Raw genomic sequence first — 21,851 nt, 5'->3', positions numbered from 1 at the left:
TCACTCTCCCGTCCGATCCGCTTCCCGCCGGACCGATTCTCGGCCGGCCGGCAAGAAAGGCACCGCCCCCGCGCCAGCGGCCGGGGTCCGGGTGAACCCCGGGACCGTACTTCGCCCTGCCCGCTCACCGGCACCCGCCGAGGGGATTTGTCATGGCTCCAGAACCACCCCTGCTCACCATGTCCGGCATCACCAAGACCTTCCCCGGCGTGCGCGCCCTGGACGGCGTCGACCTGGAGGTCCAGGCCGGCGAGGTCCACTGTCTGCTCGGCCAGAACGGGGCGGGCAAATCCACCCTCATCAAGGTGCTCGCCGGGGCCCACCAGCCCGACGACGGCGAGATCACCTGGCACGGCTCACCGGCCGTGCTCAAGACACCCATCGCTGCCATGCGTCTCGGGATCGCGACCATCTACCAGGAACTCGACCTGGTGGAGGGGCTGTCGGTAGCCGAGAACGTGTTCCTCGGCCACGAGCCGACCACCGCGGGCTTCGTCGTCCGCACCCGTGACGGCCGGACCGCGGCCGGCGCACTGCTGAAGCGACTCGGCCACCCGGAGATCGACCCGGCCCGCCCGGTCGGTGAACTCTCCGCGGCCCAGCAGCAGATCGTTTCGATGGCCCGTGCGCTCTCCCACGACGTACGGCTCATCGTGATGGACGAACCGTCCGCGGCGCTCGACCCGGACGAGGTCGCCAACCTCTTCCGGATCGTCGCCTCGCTGACCGCCGACGGGGTCGCCGTCGTCTACATCTCCCACCGGCTGGAGGAGATCCGCAGGATCGGTGACCGGGTGACCGTGATCAAGGACGGCCGGACCGTCGCCGTCGGCCTCCCTGCCGAGTCCACCCCCACGCGCGACATCGTTGCCATGATGACCGGCCGCAATGTCGAGTACGTCTTCCCGCCGAGGCCGGAAGAGGCCCCCGCGAGCACCGGCACGGAGCCGGTGCTCAAGGTCGAAGGCCTCACCAGGAAGGGCGAGTTCGCACCCGTCGACCTGGAACTCAGGCCCGGCGAGATCGTCGGCCTGGCCGGACTCGTCGGCTCCGGGCGCTCCGAGATCCTGGAGACCATCTACGGGGCCCGCCGCGCCACCGCCGGACGGGTCACCGTCGCCGGCAAGCCGCTGCGGCCCGGCAGTGTCCGCGCCGCCGTCGCGGCCGGCATCGGCCTCGCCCCGGAGGAACGCAAGGCGCAGGCCCTGCTGATGCTCGAATCCGTCACCCGTAATGTCTCCGTCTCCACCATGTCCCGCTTCTCCAGGGGCGGTTGGCTCGACCGGGGCGCGGAGTACAAGGCGGCCCGCGCCGCCACCCGGGAGCTCTCGCTGCGCCCCGACAACCCGGACACCCCCGTCCGCACGCTCTCCGGTGGTAACCAGCAGAAGGCGGTCCTGGCCCGCTGGCTGCTGCGCGGCTGCCGGGTGCTGCTGCTGGACGAACCGACCCGCGGAGTGGACGTCGGCGCCCGCGCCGAGCTCTACGCCGTGATCCGCAGGCTGGCCGACGAAGGCCTCGCCGTACTGCTCGTCTCCAGCGAAGTGCCCGAAGTACTGGGCCTCGCCGACCGGGTGCTGGTGCTCCGTGAGGGTCAGGTCGTGCATACGGCGGACGCCACGGAGCTCGATGAGCACCGCGTACTCGACCTCGTGATGGAAGGGAGCCCGACGTCATGACGCAGCCCGTCTCCTCGGCACAGCAGACCGGGCCGGACAAGGGCGCCGCGCCCGCGTCCGTCCCCGCGTCCCCGCAGAAGGACAGGTCCCCCCGAGCCCTCGGGCTCCGCCTGGACCTGCGCAGTCTCTCGCTGCTCGGCGTCCTCGCCGCACTGGTGGTGGTCGGCGCCATCACCGAGCCCGACGCCTTCCTGGACACCGGAAACCTCCAGCTGATCCTGACCCAGGCATCCGTCATCGGTGTCGTCACCGTCGGGGTGACCTTCGTCATCACCAGCGGCGGCATCGATCTGTCCGTCGGCGCCATGGTCGCCCTCGCCTCGGTCTGGGCCACCACACTCGCCACCCAGGAGTACGGCTTCGTCGGCATCCTGTTCACCGCGATGCTCGTCGGCCTCGGTGCCGGACTGGTCAACGGGGTGCTCATCGCGTACGGCCGGCTGGTGCCGTTCATCGCGACCCTGGCGATGCTCGCCTCCGCCCGGGGCATGGCCCTCCTGATCACCGACGGCAAGACCCAGATCGTCACGGTCAAGTCCGTCCTGGACCTGGGCCTGCCCGGCTCCTACGTCCTCGGCATCCCGCCGCTGGTCATGATGTTCGCCGTGGTCACCGTCATCGGCTGGCTGCTGCTGAACCGCACGACGTTCGGCCGCCGCACGGTCGCCGTCGGCGGCAACGCGGAAGCGGCCCGGCTGGCGGGCATCGACGTACGGCGCCAGCGCCTCTACCTCTACCTGCTGTCCGGGCTCTGCTGCGGCATCGCCGCCTTCATGCTGATCATCCTGTCCGGCTCGGGACAGAACACCAACGGCAACCTGTACGAGCTCGACGCCATCGCCGCCGCGATCATCGGCGGCACCCTGCTCACCGGCGGCCGGGGAACCATCGTCGGCTCCGTGCTGGGCGTCCTCGTCTTCACCACGATCACCAACATCTTCGCGCTCAACAACCTGCAGAGCGACGTCCAGCAGATCGCCAAGGGCGCGATCATCGTCGCCGCCGTTCTGGTCCAGGGTCGCGCCTCGGTCAACCGAGATAGCTGACGGTCCACCAAATTGCGTACCACTTACACCTGTTCCGCATGCCCACGCACCGGATGAAGGGTTTGACAGCCATGCCAGAAACCAGTCGCAGAGGACTGCTCTTCGGTACCGCAGCAGTCTCCGCGGGCGCCTTCCTGACCGCCTGCACCAGCAACGACCCCAAGGAGAAGGACACTGCGGCGCAGAGCAACGCGCCCGCCGCGGACGACAAGCCGGGCAAGGCCCTCACCATCGGCTTCGCGGGACCGCAGGCCGACCACGGCTGGCTGAACGCCATCAACGAGAACGCCAAGTCGCGGGCGGAGAAGTACTCCGAGGTGACCCTGGAGACCACCGAGGGCTCCAACGACACCGCCGCCCAGATCGGCCAGGTCAAGACCCTCATCAACAAGAAGGTCGACGTCCTCATCATCCTCCCGGCCGACGGCAAGGCGCTCACCCAGGTCGGCCTGGAGGCCATGCGGGCGGGCATCCCCGTGATCAACCTGGACCGCGTCTTCGCCTCCCCGCAGGCGTACCGCTGCTACGTCGGCGGAGACAGCTACGGCATGGGTCTCAACGCCGGTACGTACATCGGCGAACAGCTCAAGGACAAGCCGAACGCCAAGGTCGTCGAGCTGGCCGGCATCGACGGCCTGGAGCTCACCAAGCAGCGCAGCCAGGGCTTCGCCGACGCGCTGAAGAACTACTCCAACATCAAGCTGGTGGCCCGTCAGGCAGCCGACTTCACCGTCGAGTCCGGCCAGGCGAAGATGTCCCAGCTCCTCCAGGCGCAGAAGAAGATCGACGCGCTGTGGAACCACGACGACGACCAGGGCGTGGGCGCGCTGCGCGCCATCCAGCAGGCCGGCCGGGACGAGTTCCTGATGGTCGGCGGAGCCGGGGCCAAGTCCGCGATGGACGCCATCAAGGCCGACAACAGCGTGCTCAAGGCCACCGTCCTCTACCCGCCGAGCATGGCGGCGTCGGCCGTCGACCTGGCCCGCGCCCTCGGCCAGAGCAAGGGGCTCGCCGGCCTCTCCGAGGTGGAGATCCCGACCAACCTCACGCTCTTCTCCGCGGTGGTCACCAAGGAGAACGTCGATCAGTACCTGCCGACGGGCTTCAACTGAGCCCGGTCGGGCCGAGGCCCCGCGGGAGGGTACTGACCCTCCCGCCGCACCCACCGAACCACCGATGAGGAGGAAGCCCGGATGGCCCGTAGGGAAGAGACGGAGCAGGAGGCGGCGGCGCCGCCGACGTACCGACCGATGGCGAGCGCACCCACGCTCGGGGTCGGCATGGTCGGATACGCGTTCATGGGCGCCGCCCACTCGCAGGGATGGCGCACCGCCGGCCATGTCTTCGAGCTGCCGATGCGGCCGGCTCTCGCCGCTATCTGCGGACGCGACCGCAGGGCGGTCGAGGCCGCTGCGGACCGGCACGGCTGGGCGGCGGCGGAGACCGACTGGCGGGCCCTGATCGCCCGGGACGATGTGCAGCTCGTCGACATCTGCACCCCGGGCGACAGCCATGCGGAGATCGCCATCGCGGCGCTGGAGGCGGGCAAGCACGTGCTGTGCGAGAAGCCGCTCGCCAACACGGTCGCGGAGGCGGAGGCCATGACCGAGGCGGCGGCGCGCGCCGCCGCCCGGGGCCAGGTGGCGGTGGTCGGCTTCAACTACCGCAAGGTGCCCGCCATCACCTACGCCCGGAAGCTGATCGAGCAGGGGCGGCTCGGCCCCCTTCGGCACGTGCGCGCCACCTACCTCCAGGACTGGCTGGTCGACCCCGCCTCCCCGCTCACCTGGCGGCTGGAGCGGGAACACGCGGGCTCCGGCGCGCTCGGTGACCTCGGGGCGCACATCGTGGACCTCGCCCAGTTCCTCGCGGGGGAGCTGCTGGTCGGGGTCTCCGCGGTCACCGAGACCTTCGTACGCGAACGGCCGCTGCAGTCGGGCCCGTCGAACGGACTGGCCGGGGTGGCGGACAACGGGGCGCGGGGAGCGGTCACCGTGGACGACGCGGCTCTCTTCACCGGCCGGCTCGCCTCCGGCGCCGTCGCCTCCTTCGAGGCGACGCGGATGGCGGCCGGCCGGAAGAACGCGCTGCGGCTGGAGATCAACGGGGAGCTGGGCTCGCTCGCCTTCGACCTGGAACGGCTCAACGAGCTGTCCTTCCACGACCACACGGAGCCCGCCACCACGGCCGGTTTCCGGCGCATCCTGGTCACCGAGCCCGAGCATCCCTACCTGGAGGCCTGGTGGCCGCCGGGGCACGCCCTCGGGTACGAGCACACGTTCATCCACCAGGCCCGTGACGTGGTGCGGACGATCGCGGACAAGACCGCGCCCACCCCGTCGTTCGCGGACGGACTCCAGGTGCAGCGGGTGCTGGCGGCGGTGGAGGAGAGCGCCGCGAAGAACTCCGTGCACACCCCCGTCCACTCGACCGCACAGCTCTAGGAGGTCCTGCGCATGCCCCGTCCCTTCACTCTCTTCACCGGTCAGTGGGCCGATCTGCCGCTGGAGGACGTCTGCCGGTACGCTCGCGACTTCGGTTACGACGGGCTCGAACTCGCCTGCTGGGGTGACCACTTCGAGGTCGACAAGGCCCTCGCGGACCCCGGGTACCTGGACGGGCGTCACCAGTTGCTCGACAAGTACGGGCTGAAGTGCTGGGCGGTCTCCAACCACCTGGTGGGCCAGGCCGTCTGCGACAACCCGATCGACGAACGCCACCAGGGCATCCTGCCCGCCCGGATCTGGGGCGACGGGGAGCCCGAAGGGGTGCGCCGCCGGGCCGCGGAGGAGATCAAGAACACCGCGCGGGCGGCCGCCGCCTTCGGGGTGGACACGGTCATCGGGTTCACCGGTTCGTCGATCTGGCACCTGGTGGCGATGTTCCCGCCGGTCCCGCCGCACATGATCGAGCGCGGCTACGAGGACTTCGCCGAGCGCTGGAACCCGATCCTCGACGTGTTCGACGCGGAGGGGGTGCGGTTCGCCCACGAGGTGCACCCGAGCGAGATCGCGTACGACTACTGGACGACGCACCGCGCGCTGGAGGCCGTCGGTCACCGGCCGGCCTTCGGGCTGAACTTCGACCCCAGCCACTTCGTCTGGCAGGACCTGGACCCGGTCGGCTTCCTCTACGACTTCCGGGACCGGATCTACCACGTGGACTGCAAGGAGGCGCGCAAGCGGCTGGACGGCCGCAACGGCCGGCTCGGCTCCCATCTGCCGTGGGGCGACCCGCGGCGCGGCTGGGACTTCGTCTCGGCGGGGCACGGCGACGTGCCGTGGGAGGACGTGTTCCGGATGCTGCGGTCCATCGAGTACGACGGGCCGGTCTCCGTGGAGTGGGAGGACGCCGGCATGGACCGGCTGACGGGCGCGCCGGAAGCGCTTGCCTCGCTCAAGCGGTTCGACTTCGACCCGCCGAGTACGTCGTTCGACGCGGCGTTCGGCGACAACGACTGACCGTTCGAACGGGGGCTCCGCCCCCGGACCCCCGCTCCTCAATCGCCGGAGGGGCTTGAGGGGTACCGGCCCGGCAGCAGGCCATGAACGCCGCCGGGCCGGTACCCCCTGCCCAGAACCCCCTTTGTCCTGACCAAGGAAAAAGTTCAACAAGACCCCTGCACAAGGGCTTTCCAGCCAGGACGAACAGGTCTACCGTCCAGAACGTGTACACGACATGACTCTCGTCACCGGAGCCGCACAGGCCCCGACTGACCTGCGCGGCAGTCCCCGCGCGGAACGGCACGGCAGCACCCGCACCCGCCCGTACAACCGGCACTCTCCGGAGGACACTCGTGCACAGAACCCGAAGCCGGACCAGGTCCAGGCTCCGCGTCCGTAAATCCCTCGCCCTCTTCACCGGCGCCCTGCTCGCCGCCGCCACCCTGAGCCTGGGCGCCGGCACCGCCGTCGCCCATGAGGAACCCGCCCCGGCCCCGGCCGCCGAGGACTTCCAGCAGGTCACCCTCGCCAAGGGGGTCGCCGAGACCGGCGAGCCCATGACACTGGCGGTGCTCCCGGACCGCAGCGTCCTGCACACCGCTCGCGGCGGTGAGCTGTGGCTCACCGACAACGGCGGCGACACCACCCTCGCCGGCACCATCCCCGTCTACTCGCACGACGAGGAAGGCCTCCAGGGCGTCGGCGTCGACCCGGACTTCGCGAAGAACCGGGCGATCTACCTCTACTACGCGCCCCCGCTGGACACTCCGGCAGGCGACGCCCCCGAGAACGGCACCGCCGCCGACTTCGCCAAGTTCGACGGGGTCAACCGGCTCTCGCGCTTCGTCCTCAAGGAGGACGGCACGCTGGACATGTCCAGCGAGAAGAAGGTCCTCGACATCCCGACCTCGCGCGGCATGTGCTGCCACGTCGGCGGCGACATCGACTTCGACGCTCAGGGCAACCTGTACATGTCGACCGGCGACGACTCCAACCCGTTCGCCTCCGACGGCTACGCCCCGATCGACGAGCGGCCGGACCGCAACCCCGCGTTCGACGCCCGCCGCTCCGCCGGGAACACCAACGACCTGCGCGGAAAGATCATCCGCATCAAGGTCGCGGAGGACGGCTCCTACACCGTCCCGGACGGGAACCTCTTCGCGCCGGGCACGGACAAGACCCGTCCCGAGATCTACGCGATGGGCTTCCGCAACCCCTTCCGCTTCACCGTCGACAAGACCACCGGCATCCTGTACGTCGGTGACTACGGTCCCGACGCCGGTGCGGCCGACCCGAAGCGCGGACCCGCCGGACAGGTCGAGTTCGCCCGCGTCACCAAGCCGGGCAACTTCGGCTGGCCGTACTGCACGGGCGACAACGACCCGTTCATCGACTACGACTTCGCGACGAAGACCTCCGGTGAGGCCTTCGACTGCGCCGCCCCCAAGAACACCTCCCGGTACAACACCGGTCTGGTCGACCTGCCGCCGGCCCAGCCCGCCTGGATCCCGTACGACAACGGGTCCGTGCCCGAGTTCGGCACCGGCTCGGAGTCCCCGATGGGCGGGCCCGTCTACCACTACGACGCCGACCTCGACTCGCCCGTGAAGTTCCCCGAGGAGTACGACGGAGACTTCTTCGCCGGCGAGTTCGGCCGGCAGTGGATCAAGCGCATCGAGCAGGACGCCGACGGCAAGGTGGAGTCCATCAACGACGTGCCGTGGTCCGGCACCCAGATCATGGACATGGCCTTCGGGCCCGACGGCGCGCTGTACGTCCTGGACTACGGCACCGGCTACTTCGGCGGCGACGAGAACTCCGCTCTCTACCGCATCGAGAACGCCACCGGCGGACGCTCACCGATCGCGAAGGCGTCCGCGAACAAGACCTCGGGCACCGCACCGCTCAAGGTCGTCTTCTCCTCCGCCGGCACCGCCGACGGCGACGGAGACGCGCTCACCTACAGCTGGGACTTCGGTGACGGCGGCACATCGACCGCCGCCAACCCCACCTACACGTACAAGAAGAACGGCACCTACACCGCCACCGTCACCGCCACGGACCCGACCGGCCGCACCGGAACGGCCAACGTCCATGTGACGGTCGGCAACACGGCTCCCGTCGTGAAGCTGGAACTCCCGGGTGACGGACAGCTGTTCAGCTTCGGTGACGAGGTCCCGTTCAAGGTGACCGTCACCGATCCCGAGGACGGCACGATCGACTGCTCCAAGGTCGAGGTCCGCTTCATCCTCGGCCACGACGCCCACGGCCACCCGATCACCTCCGCGCACGGCTGCGAAGGCACCATCAAGACCGAGATGGACGGCGGGCACGACCCCAACGCCAACATCTTCGGAGTCATCGACGCCTCCTACACGGACGGCGGAGGCGGCGGCCAGGCGGCCCTGTCCGGTCACGACCAGTCCGAGCTGCAGCCGCGCCACCGCCAGGCCGAGCACTACAGCGACTCCTCCGGCGTCGTACCGCAGAACAAGGCGGAAGCGCACGGCGGCAAGACCGTCGGCGAGATCCAGAACGGCGACTGGATCTCCTTCAAGCCCTACATGCTCGGTGACTCCACCAAGCTCACCGCCCGGATCTCCTCCGGTGGTGCGGGCGGCTTCCTCGAAGTCCGCACCGGCTCGGCCGACGGGAAGATCCTCGGCTCCGCACCCGTACCGGTGACCGGCGGCTGGGAGACCTTCCAGGACATCGACGTGCCCCTGCGCGGCGTCCCGAAGAAGTCGACCGAACTCTTCCTGGTCTTCAAGGGAGGCGACGGCGCGCTCTACGACCTCGATGACTTCGAGCTCTCCAACACCGCGCCCGACAAGACGGCCAAGCGGGTCCTGGTCTTCTCCAAGACCGCCGGCTTCCGCCACGACGCGATCCCCGAGGGCATCGCCGCACTGAAGGAACTCGGCAAGGACACCAACATCACGGTCGACGCGACCGAGGAGGCGGGTCAGTTCACCACCTCCAACCTGGCCCGCTATGACGCCGTGGTCTTCATGTCGACCACGGGTGACGTCCTCAACGCAGACCAGCAGAAGGCGTTCGAGAACTTCGTGACCACCGGCGGCGGTTACGTCGGCGTGCACGCCGCAGCCGACACCGAGTACGACTGGCCGTTCTACGGCGGACTCGTCGGCGCGTACTTCGACAGCCACCCCGCCATCCAGCCCGTCACCGTCCGGGTCGAGGACCACAAGAACCCGGCGACCGCCCACCTGGCCGAAGCCTGGGACCGCACCGACGAGCTGTACAACTACCGCAGCAACCCGCGCGGCAAGGTCAAGGTCCTCGCCACCCTGGACGAGACGACCTACACCGGCGGCAACATGAAGGGCGACCACCCGATCACCTGGTGCCAGAGCTACCAGGGCGGCCGCTCCTTCTACACCGGCCTTGGCCACACCAAGGAGTCGTACGCGGACCCGGACTTCCGCAAGGTCCTCTCCGGCGGGCTGCGTTACGCGGCCGGCCAGGTGAAGGCCGACTGCAAGCCCGACACCGGCTACCGCTCGATCTTCAACGGCAGCACGCTCGAAGGCTGGAAGCAGGCGGGCCCCGGCAAGTTCAACGTCGTCGACGGCGAGCTGCGCTCCGAGGGCGGCATGGGCCTGCTCACCTACCAGGCCAAGGAGCTGAAGTCGTACTCGTTGAAGCTCGACTGGAAGCTGGCGGGCGATGACAACTCCGGTGTCTTCGTCGGCTTCCCGGAGTCCGACGACCCGTGGTCCGCGGTGGACAACGGTTACGAGGTCCAGATCGACGCCACGGACGCCCCCGACCGCACCACCGGGGCCGTCTACACCTTCAAGTCGGCCAACATCAAGGCCCGCGACCAGGTCCTGAGGCCGCCCGGCCAGTGGAACAGCTACGAGATCAAGGTCCAGGGTGAACGGCTCCAGATCTTCCTCAACGGAGTGAAGATCAACGACTTCACCAACACCGACCCGGCCCGAAGCCTCAAGGACGGCTACATCGGCCTCCAGAACCACGGGGCCGACGACCAGGCGTCCTTCCGCAACATCCAGCTGAAGGAACTGCCCTCCGCATAGGGACACGTCCGGACGGCGGGCGGGCCTCACACCCGCCCGCCGTCCGAACCCCCGGGCCCCGCCGTACGCGGCCGGCCCGCCCCGCAGCCCTTCCCCTCAGGCACAGCGCCACCAGATCCGCACCGCCAGGACCCCCAGCCAGGGAGGCAGCCCGTGTCAGCACCCGCCGTTCGTACCGGAGTCTGGTTCATCGGAGCACGCGGCTCCGTCGCCACCACCGCCACGGCGGGGTGCGCGGCGCTCGCGGCAGGCCTCCACCCCGCCGCCGGCATGGTCACCGAGACCGCGCCGTTCGCCGGGAGCGGACTGCCACCCGTGGGCTCGCTCGTCTTCGGCGGGCACGACACCCTGGACTGCCCGCTCCCCAAACGGGCCGAAGTACTCGCCGCCGGGGGAGTACTGCCACACGGCCTCCCCTCCGCCGTGGAATCCGAACTCGCCGCGGCCGACACGGAGATCCGCCCCGGCGGACCGCTCCCCGGCGACACCCGGACGGACGACGAACTCGTCACCGCGTTCGCCGCCGACCTCACAGACTTCACCCGCCGCAACGGCCTGGCCAGGACCGTCGTCATCAACGTCGCCTCCACCGAGCCGGCCCCCGAGCCCGGCGCAACCCGGCTGCCCGCCAGCTCCCTGTACGCGGCGGCGGCCCTGCGCGCCGGCTGTCCGTACGTCAACTTCACCCCCTCCACCGGGCTGCGCACCCCCGCCCTCCAGGCCGCCGTCGCGGCGTGCGGACTTCCTCACGCGGGCCGCGACGGCAAGACCGGCCAGACCCTGCTGCGCTCCGTGCTCGCCCCGATGTTCGTGCAGCGGGCCCTGCCGGTACGGGCCTGGTCCGGCACCAACCTGCTCGGCGGCGGCGACGGGGCGGCACTGGCCGACCCGGCGGCGGCCGCCGCGAAGAACGCCGGCAAGGAACGCGTCCTGGCCGACACGCTCGGCGCCGCCCCCGAGGGCGAGGTCCACATCGACGACGTACCGGCGCTCGGGGACTGGAAGACGGCCTGGGACCACATCGCGTTCGACGGGTTCCTCGGCGCCCGCATGGTGCTCCAGACCACCTGGCAGGGCTGCGACTCCGCACTGGCCGCGCCCCTGGTCCTCGACCTGGCACGGCTGCTGGCCCGCGCCCACGAGGTGGGCCTCAGCGGCCCGCGCCCCGAACTCGGCTTCTACTTCAAGGACCCGGACGGCGGGCCCGCCGCCCTGTCCGCCCAGTACACGGCGCTGCTCTCCTTCGCGGAGCGGCTGCGGGGCGAGAAGTGACGGCACGCGCCTGGGCGGAGCTGCTCAGGGTCTCCGCGCTCTTCACCGTGCCGGGCGACGCGCTCGCGGGCGCGGCGGCGGTCGGACGCCGCCCCAACCGCTCCACCGCACTCGCCGTCGGCGCCTCGCTCTGCCTGTACGAGGCGGGCATGGCCCTCAACGACTGGGCCGACCGCGAAGAGGACGCCGTGGACCGCCCGCACCGACCGATCCCCTCCGGCCGGATCACGCCCCGCGCGGCGCTCACCGCGGCCGGTGCGCTGACCGCGGCGGGCCTGGCCCTCGCCGCGCGGGCGGGCCGCCCGGCCCTGACGGTGGCCACCGGCCTCGCGGCCACGGTCTGGGCGTACGACCTGCGGCTGAAGCACACCCCGGCGGGCCCGGCGGCGATGGCGGCGGCCCGCGGCCTGGACCTGCTCCTGGGCGCGACGGCGACCGCGACGGCGCCTGCGAGGGCAACCGCGACCGCCCCTGCCAAGGCAACCGCGAGGGCTACCGCGACGGCCCCCGCGACCCCGCCCCGCTCCGCCGTCCCCGCCGCGCTTCCCGCCGCCGCCCTGCTCACGGCGCACACCTACGCGGTCACCGCCGTCTCGCGCCACGAGGCACAGGGCGGCTCCACCACGGCGCCCCTCGCCGCCCTCACGGCGGTCGCCGCGCTCGGCGGTGCGGTGGTACGGGACCGGCCGGGGGAGAGGAAGCGCACGGGCGAGGGGAAGCGCGCGGCCGCCTCCGCCCGGCTGCTGGTCACCGCGCTCACCGGCGCCTACCTCCGCACCGCGGGCCGCCCGCTCGCGCACGCCGCGCTGAACCCCTCGCCACCGCTCACCCAGCGCGCCGTCGGCGGCGGCATCCGGGCGATGATCCCGCTCCAGGCCGCCCTCGCCGCCCGCGCCGGAGCCTCCGGCACCGCGCTCGCCGTCATGGGCCTCGTCCCGCTCGCCCGCAGCCTCGCCCGGAAGGTGAGCCTTACATGACGATCCGCCTCGGCTACGGCACCAACGGACTCACCGACCTCCGCCTGGGCGACGCCCTCGGCCTCCTCTCGGACCTCGGCTACGACGGGGTCGGCCTCACCCTCGACCACATGCACCTCGACCCCGTCGGCCCGGACCTCCTCGTCCGCACCCGCCGGGTCGCGGCACAACTCCAGGAGCTGGGGCTCGGCGTCACCGTGGAGACCGGGGCCCGCTACGTCCTTGACCCGCGCCGCAAACACGGCCCCTCCCTGCTCGACCCGGACCCCGACGCCAGGGCGGCCAGGACCGGGCTGCTCGTGCGGGCCGTCGACGTCGCCGCCGAACTGGGCGCCCACGCCGTGCACTGCTTCAGCGGGGTCATGCCGCCGGGCACCGATGCCGGCACCGGCTGGGACCGGCTGACCGGCGCCCTCGCCCCGGTCATCGAGGCGGCCGGACGAGCGGGGGTACCGCTGGCCATCGAGCCCGAACCCGGGCACCTCCTCAGCCACCTCTCCGACTTCCACCACCTGCGCGCCCTGTGCGGAGAGCCGGAACCACTGGGCCTCACCCTCGACATCGGCCACTGCCAGTGCCTGGAGACCGAGGCGCCCGTCGACTGCGTACGCGAGGCGGCCCCCTGGCTGCGGCACGTCCAGATCGAGGACATGTGCCGGGGCGTCCACGAACACCTCCCCTTCGGTGACGGCGAGATCGACTTCCCGCCCGTGCTCGCCGCCCTCGACGCCCTGGGCGACAGCGGATACCAGGGGCTCACCGTCGTCGAACTGCCCCGCCACTCCCACGCGGGACCCGAACTCGCCCAGTCCTCCATCGAGTTCCTGCGCAAGCACGGACCGTCGGCCCACAGCGCGCGGAAGGGAGCCACACCGTGCCGATGACCTCGCCCGACGCCCCGCTGCTGAGCCGCGGGGAACTCGACGCGCAACTCGGGGGCGGCGCCCGCGCCTGGCTCGACGAAGCCCTCGCGGAGGCCGCCCACGCCGCCGCCCACCCGGAAGCCGAACCCGCCGCCAACACGTACGCCGTCCCCCCGTGGGAACTGCGCTTCGCCGCCGCCGGCCGGCACTGCGGACTCGAACGCGCCGACTCCGTACGCTCCCTGCTGCTCACCGAGTCCCGCGCCGGACTCGACGCGGTGACCCGGCTCTACGAACAGGGCACCGCCGCCGAACGGCGCGCCGTGCTGCTCACCCTGCCCGCACTGGACCTCGGCGCCACCGCCGTGGCCCTCGTCGAGGACGCCCTGCGCGCCAACGACACCACACTGATCGCCGCCGCCGTCGGCCCGTACGCCGGCGAGCACCTCGATCCGCACAACTGGCGCCACGCCGTCCTCAAATGCCTCTTCACGGGCGTCCCCGTCGACGCCGTCGACCAGCTGGCCCGGCGCTCCCGCGGCGACGCGGAACTCGCCCGGATGCTCGGCGACTACGCGGCCGAACGCATCGCGGCCGGCCGCCCCGTCCCCGCCGACCTGCACCGCGTACTCGCCCTCACCGCCCCCGGCCCCGAAGCCACCGGTCCCGAAGCCCCCGGTCCCGCCGCCCCCACGGCCTCAACGGCCCCATCGGAGGAGTCCTGATGCGCATCTTCGACCCCCACATCCACATGACGTCCCGCACCACGGACGACTATCAGGCGATGTACGACGCCGGGGTCCGGGCGCTCGTCGAACCCTCCTTCTGGCTCGGCCAGCCCCGCACCTCGCCGAGCAGCTTCTTCGACTACTTCGACGCGCTGCTCGGCTGGGAGCCGTTCCGTGCCGCCCAGTACGGCATCGCCCACCACTGCACGCTCGCCCTCAACCCCAAAGAGGCCAACGACCCCCGCTGCACCCCCGTCCTGGACGCCCTGCCGCGCTACCTCGTCAAGGACTCCGTCGTCGCCGTCGGCGAGATCGGCTACGACTCCATGACCCCGGCGGAGGACCACGCGCTGGCCGCGCAGCTCCAGCTCGCCGCGGACCACGGACTGCCCGCACTCGTCCACACCCCGCACCGCGACAAGCTCGCCGGTCTGCGCCGCACCATCGACGTCGTCCGCGAATCGAACCTCGCCCCGGAACTGGTGGTGCTCGACCACCTCAACGAGACGACGGTGAAGGACGCCCTGGACAGCGGCTGCTGGGCCGGCTTCTCCATCTACCCCGACACCAAGATGGACGAGGACCGCATGATCGCCGTCCTCAAGCTGCACGGCACCGAGAGGGTCCTCGTCAACTCCGCCGCCGACTGGGGCAAGAGCGATCCCCTGAAGACCCGCGGCGTGGCCGACGCGATGCTGGCCGCCGGCTTCACCGAGGACGACGTCGACCAGGTGCTGTGGCGCAACCCCGTCGCCTTCTACGGCCAGAGCGGCCGCCTCCACCTGGAGACCACCACCCCCGAACCGCTCCACGAGGGCAACTCCATCCTCCGCGGCGGGGAGTGAGGCCATGCGCTTCCGCCACCCCGACGGCTCCGTCGTCCACCTCGCATACTGCACCAACGTCCACCCGGCCGAGAACCTCGAAGGTGTCCGCGCCCAACTGCGCGACCACTGCGAACCGGTACGCAAACGGCTCGGCCGCGACCGCCTCGGCATCGGCCTCTGGCTCGCCAGGGACGCCGCCCGCACCCTGATCAACGACCCCGCGCAACTGCGCTCCCTGCGCGCCGAACTCGACCACAGAGGACTCGAAGTCGTCACGCTCAACGGCTTCCCGTACGAGGGATTCGGGGCCGAAGAGGTCAAGTACCGCGTGTACAAGCCGGACTGGACGGACCCCGAACGGCTCGCCCACACCACCGACCTCGCCCGGCTCCTCGCCACGCTCCTCCCCGACGACGTCACCGAGGGCACCATCTCCACCCTGCCCCTCGCCTGGCGCACCCCGTACACCGGCGACCCGGAGGCGGCCGGCACCGCACTGGCCGCGCTCACCACACTCGGGGAACGCCTCGACGCGCTGGCCGAACTCACCGGGAAGTCCATCCGGATCGGCCTCGAACCCGAACCCGGCTGCACCGTCGAGACCACCGCCGACGCCATCGCACCCCTCACCGCCATCGGTCACCCGCGCATCGGCATCTGCGTCGACACCTGCCACCTCGCCACGTCCTTCGAGGATCCGGACATCGCACTCGACGCGCTCGCCGCCGCGGGCATCCCCGCCGTCAAGGCACAGCTCTCCGCCGCCCTGCACGCCGAGCACCCCCACCTCCCCGAGGTACGCACCGCGCTCGCCGCCTTCGCCGAACCCCGCTTCCTCCACCAGACCCGGGTCGCCACCGCCGCCGGCCTGCGCGGCACCGACGACCTCGACGAGGCGGTCAGCGGCGAGGCCCTGCCCGACAGCGCCCCCTGGCGCGCCCACTTCCACGTCCCCCTGCACGCGCCGCCCGCACCACCGCTCACCTCCACCCTCCCCGTGCTCCGGTCCACGCTGACCCGGCTGGTCGGCGGGGCACGGCCGCTCACCCGGCACCTGGAGGTGGAGACGTACACCTGGCAGGCGCTCCCGGCGGAGCTGCGCCCCAGGACCCGTGCCCAGCTCGCGGACGGCATCGCCGCCGAACTCACCCTCGCCCGCGACCTCCTGGTCGACCTCGGCCTCAAGGAGCTGCCATGACCACCGCAGGGACGACCGGCTCACCCACCCCCCTCCTGGTCCTGGACGTCGTCGGGCTCACCCCCCGCCTCCTCGCACACATGCCGAACCTCAAGGCCCTCGGCGGGACCGGCACCCACGCCCCGCTCGGCACCGTGCTCCCCGCCGTGACGTGCGCCGCCCAGTCCACCTTCCTCACCGGCACCACCCCCGCCGAGCACGGCATCGTCGCCAACGGCTGGTACTTCCGCGAGCTCGGTGACGTCCTGCTGTGGCGACAGCACAACGGGCTCGTCGCGGGCGACAAGCTCTGGGACGCGGCCCGCCGCGCCCACCCCGGCTACACCGTCGCCAACATCTGCTGGTGGTACGCGATGGGCGCCGACACCGACTACACCGTCACCCCGAGGCCCGTCTACTACGCCGACGGCCGCAAGGAGCCCGACTGCTACACCCGGCCGCCGGCCCTCCACGACGAACTCACCGAGAAACTCGGCACCTTCCCCCTCTTCCACTTCTGGGGACCCGGCGCCGACCTCGTCTCCTCGCAGTGGATCATCGACGCCACCCGGCACATCATCGACACCCGCCACCCCGACCTCGCCCTCTGCTACCTCCCGCACCTCGACTACGACCTCCAGCGCTACGGCCCCGACGACCCGCGCGCCTTCAAGGCCGCGGCAGAGCTCGACCGGGCCGTCGCCCCGCTCCTGGAGGATGCCCGCCGCGAGGGCCGCACCGTCGTCGCCCTCTCCGAGTACGGCATCACCCGGGTGGACCGGCCCGTCGACATCAACCGCGCCCTGCGCCGCGCGGGACTCCTGGAGGTCCACACCCAGGACGGCATGGAGTACCTGGACCCGATGACCTCGCGGGCCTTCGCCGTCGCCGACCACCAGATCGCGCACATCTACGTACGCCGTCCGGAGGACCTCGAAGCGACCCGCGAAGCGCTCGCGGACCTCCCCGGCATCGAGCAACTCCTCGACGACGAGGGCAAGAAGGCCAACGGCCTCGACCATCCGCGCTCCGGCGAACTGGTCGCCGTCGCGGACCCGGACGCCTGGTTCACGTACTACTACTGGCTCGACGACGCCCGCGCCCCCGACTTCGCCCAGCTCGTCGAGATCCACCGCAAACCCGGCTACGACCCCGTCGAACTCTTCCTGGACCCCCAGGACCCGTACGTCCGGGTCAAGGCGGCCACGGCCGTAGCCCGCAAGAAGCTCGGCATGCGCTACCGGATGGCGGTCGTCCCCCTGGACCCGTCACCCATCCGGGGCAGCCACGGCCGCCTCCCCCTGAGCGACGAAGAAGGGCCGCTCATCCTCTGCTCCACCCCCCACGCTTTCAGCGGCCCGGTCCGGGCCACCGAAGTGAAGTCCCTGCTCCTCACGCTTGCCGGCCTCGCATGAGATCGGTCCGTGCACAGCAGCCCTGTGCGCTTCTTCGAGAAAGAGAGAGACCGTGACCGAGTACAACGACGAAACCGGAACCGACAGCGCCCTGCGCCGCACCCTCGGTGTCGACCGCCGCCGCTTCCTCTCCACCTGTACCGCCGCCGCGGCGACGGCGATCGCCGCGCCCGTACTCGGCGCATCGCCGGCCTTCGCCCACTCCTCCCACCAGGGCCACGGCCATGGCCACGGTCATGACCACGGCCACGGCAACGACCACGGCCACGGCCGGGATCTGGTTCCGCCGTCGAAGCGGGGAATCATCCTGTACACCGTGCGCGACGCCACGGCCCGGGACCCGCTCAGCACCAGCCTCCCCTCGGGCTTCCGCGCGGTCTTCAAGGAGCTGGCCCGCTACGGCTACAAGCAGGTCGAGTTCGCCGGGTACGGCCAGCACGCCAACGCCCCCGGCGGCAGCAACCTCGAAACGGTGGAGGGCGCGAAGCTGTTGCGCTCCTGGCTGGACGAGTACGGTCTGCGCGCCCAGGGCAACCACGGCTTCATCCCGGGGTCCTGGCCACTGACCCAGAGCGACCAGGACGAGTTCAAGCGGCACCTGGAGATAACGAACATCCTCGGCATGGACCACATGGGCACCGGTGGCGACCCCACCGGCAGCGACTACCGCGCCGACTGGGACGTGGCCGCGGACAAGTGGAACGCACTGGGGAAGATCGCTCATCGCGCGGGCATCAAGCTGTACACCCACAACCACGACGCGGCCTACGGCTTCCTGCTCGACAGCGGTCCGCTGGACGACCAGGGGCGGCCCACCCGCAGCTCAGGCGTCCGCAAGCTCGAATACTTCCTCAAGGTCACCGACCCGAAGACCGTATGGCTGGAGATGGACATCTTCTGGGCGCATGTCGCCCAGTACAAGTTCCACACCTACACCACGCGTGACGGATCGCAGCGGGAGAACATCTTCGACCCCGCCGCACTGGTCAGCCGCTACAACAAGCGCTACCCGCTCTTCCACGCGAAGGACGGTGTGGTCAGCACGACCAACGGCGACGGCTACGAGATGGTCCCCTTCGGCACCGGCGTCATCGACTACCGGACGTTCTTCCGCCGCGTGGGGGAGACGAACTACCGCAACCCGATGATCGAGCAGGACACCGCACCGAGCGACACGGACCTCGCGCAGTCCCTGAAGCAGGCGCGGATCAGCTACCAGGGGATGGCAGCGCTGCGCAAGTAGCACCACCCGCGGGGTCCGCCCCGCGGCGCCTCGTACACCGGGCCTCCCCGCACACCGCGCGGGGAGGCCCGAGTACGTGACGGGAAAGGTGCCCTGCCCACGGAGCCACCGGACTCTGCCCTTTGGGACGTAGCCCCGGACGTGTTCCGGAAATAGGCTGATCGGGCCGCGCCAACGGGCTGTTTCCGCGTACTGGCCTGTGAGAAGGGGTGCCCATGGGACACAGGAGGGACAAGGACCGGACCGGTCGCGCCGAGACGGAGCGCCCCTCGGTTCATCCATCGGCGCAGCGGGGCGACCAGCGCCTGCCCGGGCTGATGGCCTTGCAGAGGGGCATAGGCAACAGAGCCGTGGTGGAGACGCTCCGGCGCTCCGGGCACGCGGAGGCGCAGGAGCGGGACGGCGACGGGGAGACCTCGGAGGCGCTGCCGTCGGCGGTGCAGCGATCCACCGTCCACAAGGTGCTGAACTCCGGTGGGCGGCCGCTGGACGATTCGACCCGCACCAGCATGGAGGCCCGGCTGGGCGCCGACCTCTCCGACGTCCGCGTGCACGACGACAGCGCGGCCAGGGCTTCCGCCACCGAGCTGGGAGCACGTGCCTACACCTCCGGCAGCCATGTGGTGATCGGTGCCGGAGGCGCTGACCGGCTGACCCTGGCCCATGAGCTGACCCATGTCCTCCAGCAGCGCAGCGGGCCTGTCGCGGGCACCGACAACGGTGCGGGCCTGAACGTCTCCGACCCGTCCGACCGGTTCGAGCGGGAAGCCGAGAGCAACGCACGGCGCGTCATGGCCGGGCCGGCCCCCGACCTGGCCACCGAGGGCGGGGAGACCGCCGGCCACCCGCATCCCGCGCACGCCGTGCAGCGGCTGCCGGCCGGCGCGGGCGACCGTACGACGGCCTCGCCGGCGGTCCAGCGTGTGGCGGCCGAGGGACTGACACTCGGGGCCAACACCAGCGGGGTCTCGCGGGCCTCCGATCCGGCGTTCGAAGCGGAAGCGGAGGCGTTCGAGCGCAAGCTCGCGGCCAAGGCGTCCTCGCACGCGGCCGCCAACGGGGCCCTGGCAGACATGGCGGCGAAGGCCAAGGCGTACATCCGGAGCGGAGTGGGTGGCGCGTGGGACCATGCCGACCAGCGGCTGGCCGAGGTCTTCAAGACCGTCGGTCAGGAAGGTGTCGATAAGTCAGGCTTCGTCGGCACAGCGGTCTCCGACGTGATGGCCGTCTTCGACGAGGGAACCCTCAGCGAGCGCTACACCCACATCGTGCGCTTCTTCACCGAGGTGCTGGCAAGGGATCTCGCCGGCACCGAGAAGCGGGAGGAAATCGACGAACAGATGAGGCAGGCCCAGCTGAACGTGCCCCTGCTCCAGGATCGTCGCCGGGCGATAGAGAAGGCCGTGCAGAAGGACAAGGAGGACAGGGAGGCCAAGGAGCAGGCCGGGGAGAAGACCGAGGCCGATCCGAAGATGAACTTCACCCGCCAAATCGCACCGGTTCCGAAGGGATCGGCGGTGGAACACCAGGGGGACGCGCGAGTCCGGCGGGACGCGGTGATGAAGGAAATCGACCCGGACGCGGATATCAAGGACATCGGGCTCGGCGGCCACACGGTCGCGCAGACGGGTCTGGAGTTCAGCGACCGGCAGAACGCGATGCACACGAAGGACGACCCGGCGTGGGACAAGGAGCAGGACGCTCTGAAGTGGGCGGCCGGTGCGAGGGTCTGGATGATCAAGGAGGAGAACAGCTGGGTGGAGGCGCAGCGCAAGCTGAGCCTGCCGCTCGGCGGCGGGCCGTCGGGCACGACGAACACGATGATGAGCGCCGCCAAGTCGCTCGGCGCGGACAACTACGGTGCCAGGCTCGCTTCCATCGGGTTCCTCATCGGGGCCAGCCACCACACCCTGGTCGAGATCATGGCCGCGGCCGAGCCGTTCGGCTGCGCGTACGATCCGACGCAGGGGATCTACCGGAACATCAGCCCTCTCACCGAGGAGGAGCTGCGATCCTGCGGCAGGGACGGCAAGTTCCCCGGTGAGACGGCGTCCGCCGGGACAGGGAGCGTGGCATGACGAAGTGGTGCAGTCCCTTCCCCGAGCTCGTGGGCGCGCGCTTCTGGCTGCCGACGGAGCCGTTCGAGTTCGGCTGGGCCGCGCTCGTGGGCTGTAACGCCCTTCGCTGCACAAGCTGCGGTGATCCGGTGCACTCGGAAGTGCTGCCGGACGGCGAGCACCGGCGTTATGCCTGCGGGTGCCACCGGCGGGACACCGTCTGGAGCCACCGGATCGGGGCCGAATCCGATGATCTGTACCCGGCGTTCACGCAGTGGGTGTGCGGCGGGCACCCCGACTTCGACCTCCCGGCCGTACTGGACGGGGTGGAGCTGGGGAACGCCACCGATTGGGACGCGCTGGTTGTCGAGGCGGTCCTGCGTCCGCCGTTCGAGCCGCCCGGCGTGGAGTTGTACGCCCGCTGGATCACCCGGCTCCACCGCCTTCTCGGCGCCGAACGGACGCTGCTGAGCCGGGCGGTCGCCGGCCTGCTGGACGCCGAGGACCCGCGCCTGGTGCGGGCGGCCTACGACTTCTTCGCCACCGAGAGGAAGGCCGTCGGAGCCGAACGCGTGACGGCATCGGTGGCCGGGCGCCGGGAGTGGCTGAGTGCGACGCCGGACCCGCGCCGGCCCTCGTCGTCGCTGCTGCACGGCGCGGCCCTCCTGCTGCACCAGCGGCTGCTGGTCGTCGACGGGACCGGCGCTCCCGTCGACGGTCCGGCTCTCGGTCTGGCCGAGGAACTCGCGCTCGCCGGTCTGGGGCCGGGCGACAGTCCCCTGACGTTCCGCGACTACGACCCGGACTGGCTCTGGGCCAAGGGCGGTGCGCTGATCCGCGCGAACGACAAGTGGGTCGACACGCTCGTCTACACCTCGGCGTGGGCCCCTGCCGCGCTCAGGGGAAAGCTCCTTGCGGAGATGGCCGAGGTCGCCCCGGCGGCGGTCCGCGCGGCTGTCGTGCAGCACTTCGCGCAGCCTGAGCGCGACACGCTGCTGTCGGTCATCGAACGGTAGCCCGGCCCGGCCCGGCCCGGCCCGTCCCGTTCCCGTGTCCCGTG

General features: G+C 71.0%; 16 protein-coding genes. All 16 read left to right on the top strand.

The window, feature by feature from the left end; genetic code table 11:
• The first annotated feature begins 152 nt into the window (after nucleotides 1-152).
• Nucleotides 153-1,679 carry a sugar ABC transporter ATP-binding protein gene (locus tag ACZ601_RS03920; RefSeq protein WP_469532579.1) on the top strand — a complete coding sequence of 509 codons (1,527 nt, stop codon included), beginning with the start codon at nucleotides 153-155 and terminating at the stop codon, nucleotides 1,677-1,679.
• Nucleotides 1,676-2,725 (top strand): ABC transporter permease, encoded by a 1,050-nt coding sequence (locus ACZ601_RS03915; protein WP_440577628.1) that lies wholly within the window; start codon nucleotides 1,676-1,678, stop codon nucleotides 2,723-2,725. Before ACZ601_RS03920 ends, ACZ601_RS03915 begins: the two co-directional genes overlap by 4 nt.
• 71 nt (nucleotides 2,726-2,796) lie before the next feature.
• Nucleotides 2,797-3,837 carry a substrate-binding domain-containing protein gene (locus ACZ601_RS03910; RefSeq protein WP_073734278.1) on the top strand — a complete coding sequence of 347 codons (1,041 nt, stop codon included), beginning with the start codon at nucleotides 2,797-2,799 and terminating at the stop codon, nucleotides 3,835-3,837.
• A gap of 81 nt (nucleotides 3,838-3,918) precedes the next feature.
• Nucleotides 3,919-5,169: a Gfo/Idh/MocA family protein gene (locus ACZ601_RS03905; protein ID WP_469532577.1), complete on the top strand. Its 1,251-nt coding sequence runs from the start codon at nucleotides 3,919-3,921 to the stop codon at nucleotides 5,167-5,169.
• A 12-nt stretch (nucleotides 5,170-5,181) separates the two neighbouring features.
• Nucleotides 5,182-6,186, top strand: a complete 1,005-nt coding sequence (locus tag ACZ601_RS03900) for a sugar phosphate isomerase/epimerase family protein (RefSeq protein ID WP_469532575.1) — start codon at nucleotides 5,182-5,184, stop codon at nucleotides 6,184-6,186.
• A gap of 335 nt (nucleotides 6,187-6,521) precedes the next feature.
• Entirely contained in the window at nucleotides 6,522-10,232 is a 3,711-nt protein-coding gene (locus tag ACZ601_RS03895; protein ID WP_469532574.1) for a ThuA domain-containing protein, read from the top strand.
• 153 nt (nucleotides 10,233-10,385) lie between these two features.
• Complete coding sequence (locus ACZ601_RS03890) at nucleotides 10,386-11,504, top strand: inositol-3-phosphate synthase (protein WP_469532572.1); 1,119 nt, start codon at nucleotides 10,386-10,388, stop codon at nucleotides 11,502-11,504.
• A complete protein-coding gene (locus tag ACZ601_RS03885) occupies nucleotides 11,501-12,481 on the top strand; it encodes an SCO3242 family prenyltransferase (protein ID WP_469532571.1) in 981 nt (326 codons plus the stop codon). Before ACZ601_RS03890 ends, ACZ601_RS03885 begins: the two co-directional genes overlap by 4 nt.
• Nucleotides 12,478-13,365 carry a sugar phosphate isomerase/epimerase family protein gene (locus ACZ601_RS03880; protein ID WP_469532569.1) on the top strand — a complete coding sequence of 296 codons (888 nt, stop codon included), beginning with the start codon at nucleotides 12,478-12,480 and terminating at the stop codon, nucleotides 13,363-13,365. Before ACZ601_RS03885 ends, ACZ601_RS03880 begins: the two co-directional genes overlap by 4 nt.
• A complete protein-coding gene (locus ACZ601_RS03875) occupies nucleotides 13,362-14,069 on the top strand; it encodes an EboA domain-containing protein (protein ID WP_469533825.1) in 708 nt (235 codons plus the stop codon). The genes ACZ601_RS03880 and ACZ601_RS03875 overlap by 4 nt, the downstream gene beginning before the upstream one ends.
• Entirely contained in the window at nucleotides 14,069-14,917 is an 849-nt protein-coding gene (locus ACZ601_RS03870) for a TatD family hydrolase (RefSeq protein WP_440576129.1), read from the top strand. The genes ACZ601_RS03875 and ACZ601_RS03870 overlap by 1 nt, the downstream gene beginning before the upstream one ends.
• A 4-nt stretch (nucleotides 14,918-14,921) precedes the next feature.
• Nucleotides 14,922-16,097 (top strand): metabolite traffic protein EboE, encoded by a 1,176-nt coding sequence (gene eboE / locus ACZ601_RS03865; protein WP_469532567.1) that lies wholly within the window; start codon nucleotides 14,922-14,924, stop codon nucleotides 16,095-16,097.
• Nucleotides 16,094-17,491, top strand: coding sequence for a nucleotide pyrophosphatase/phosphodiesterase family protein (locus tag ACZ601_RS03860; protein WP_469532566.1), 1,398 nt, complete (start codon nucleotides 16,094-16,096; stop codon nucleotides 17,489-17,491). Before eboE ends, ACZ601_RS03860 begins: the two co-directional genes overlap by 4 nt.
• 52 nt (nucleotides 17,492-17,543) lie before the next feature.
• A complete protein-coding gene (locus tag ACZ601_RS03855; RefSeq protein ID WP_469532564.1) occupies nucleotides 17,544-18,734 on the top strand; it encodes a sugar phosphate isomerase/epimerase family protein in 1,191 nt (396 codons plus the stop codon).
• A gap of 215 nt (nucleotides 18,735-18,949) precedes the next feature.
• Complete coding sequence (locus ACZ601_RS03850) at nucleotides 18,950-20,812, top strand: eCIS core domain-containing protein (RefSeq protein WP_469532562.1); 1,863 nt, start codon at nucleotides 18,950-18,952, stop codon at nucleotides 20,810-20,812.
• On the top strand, nucleotides 20,809-21,807 hold the full coding sequence (locus tag ACZ601_RS03845; RefSeq protein WP_469532560.1) for a hypothetical protein: 999 nt from the start codon (nucleotides 20,809-20,811) through the stop codon (nucleotides 21,805-21,807). Before ACZ601_RS03850 ends, ACZ601_RS03845 begins: the two co-directional genes overlap by 4 nt.
• Nucleotides 21,808-21,851 lie beyond the last annotated feature (44 nt).

The sequence above is a fragment of the Streptomyces sp. NPDC104307 genome (assembly GCF_055584045.1).
Note: the sequence above shows the minus strand (reverse complement) of the source record. Positions and strands in the feature narration are given on the sequence as shown.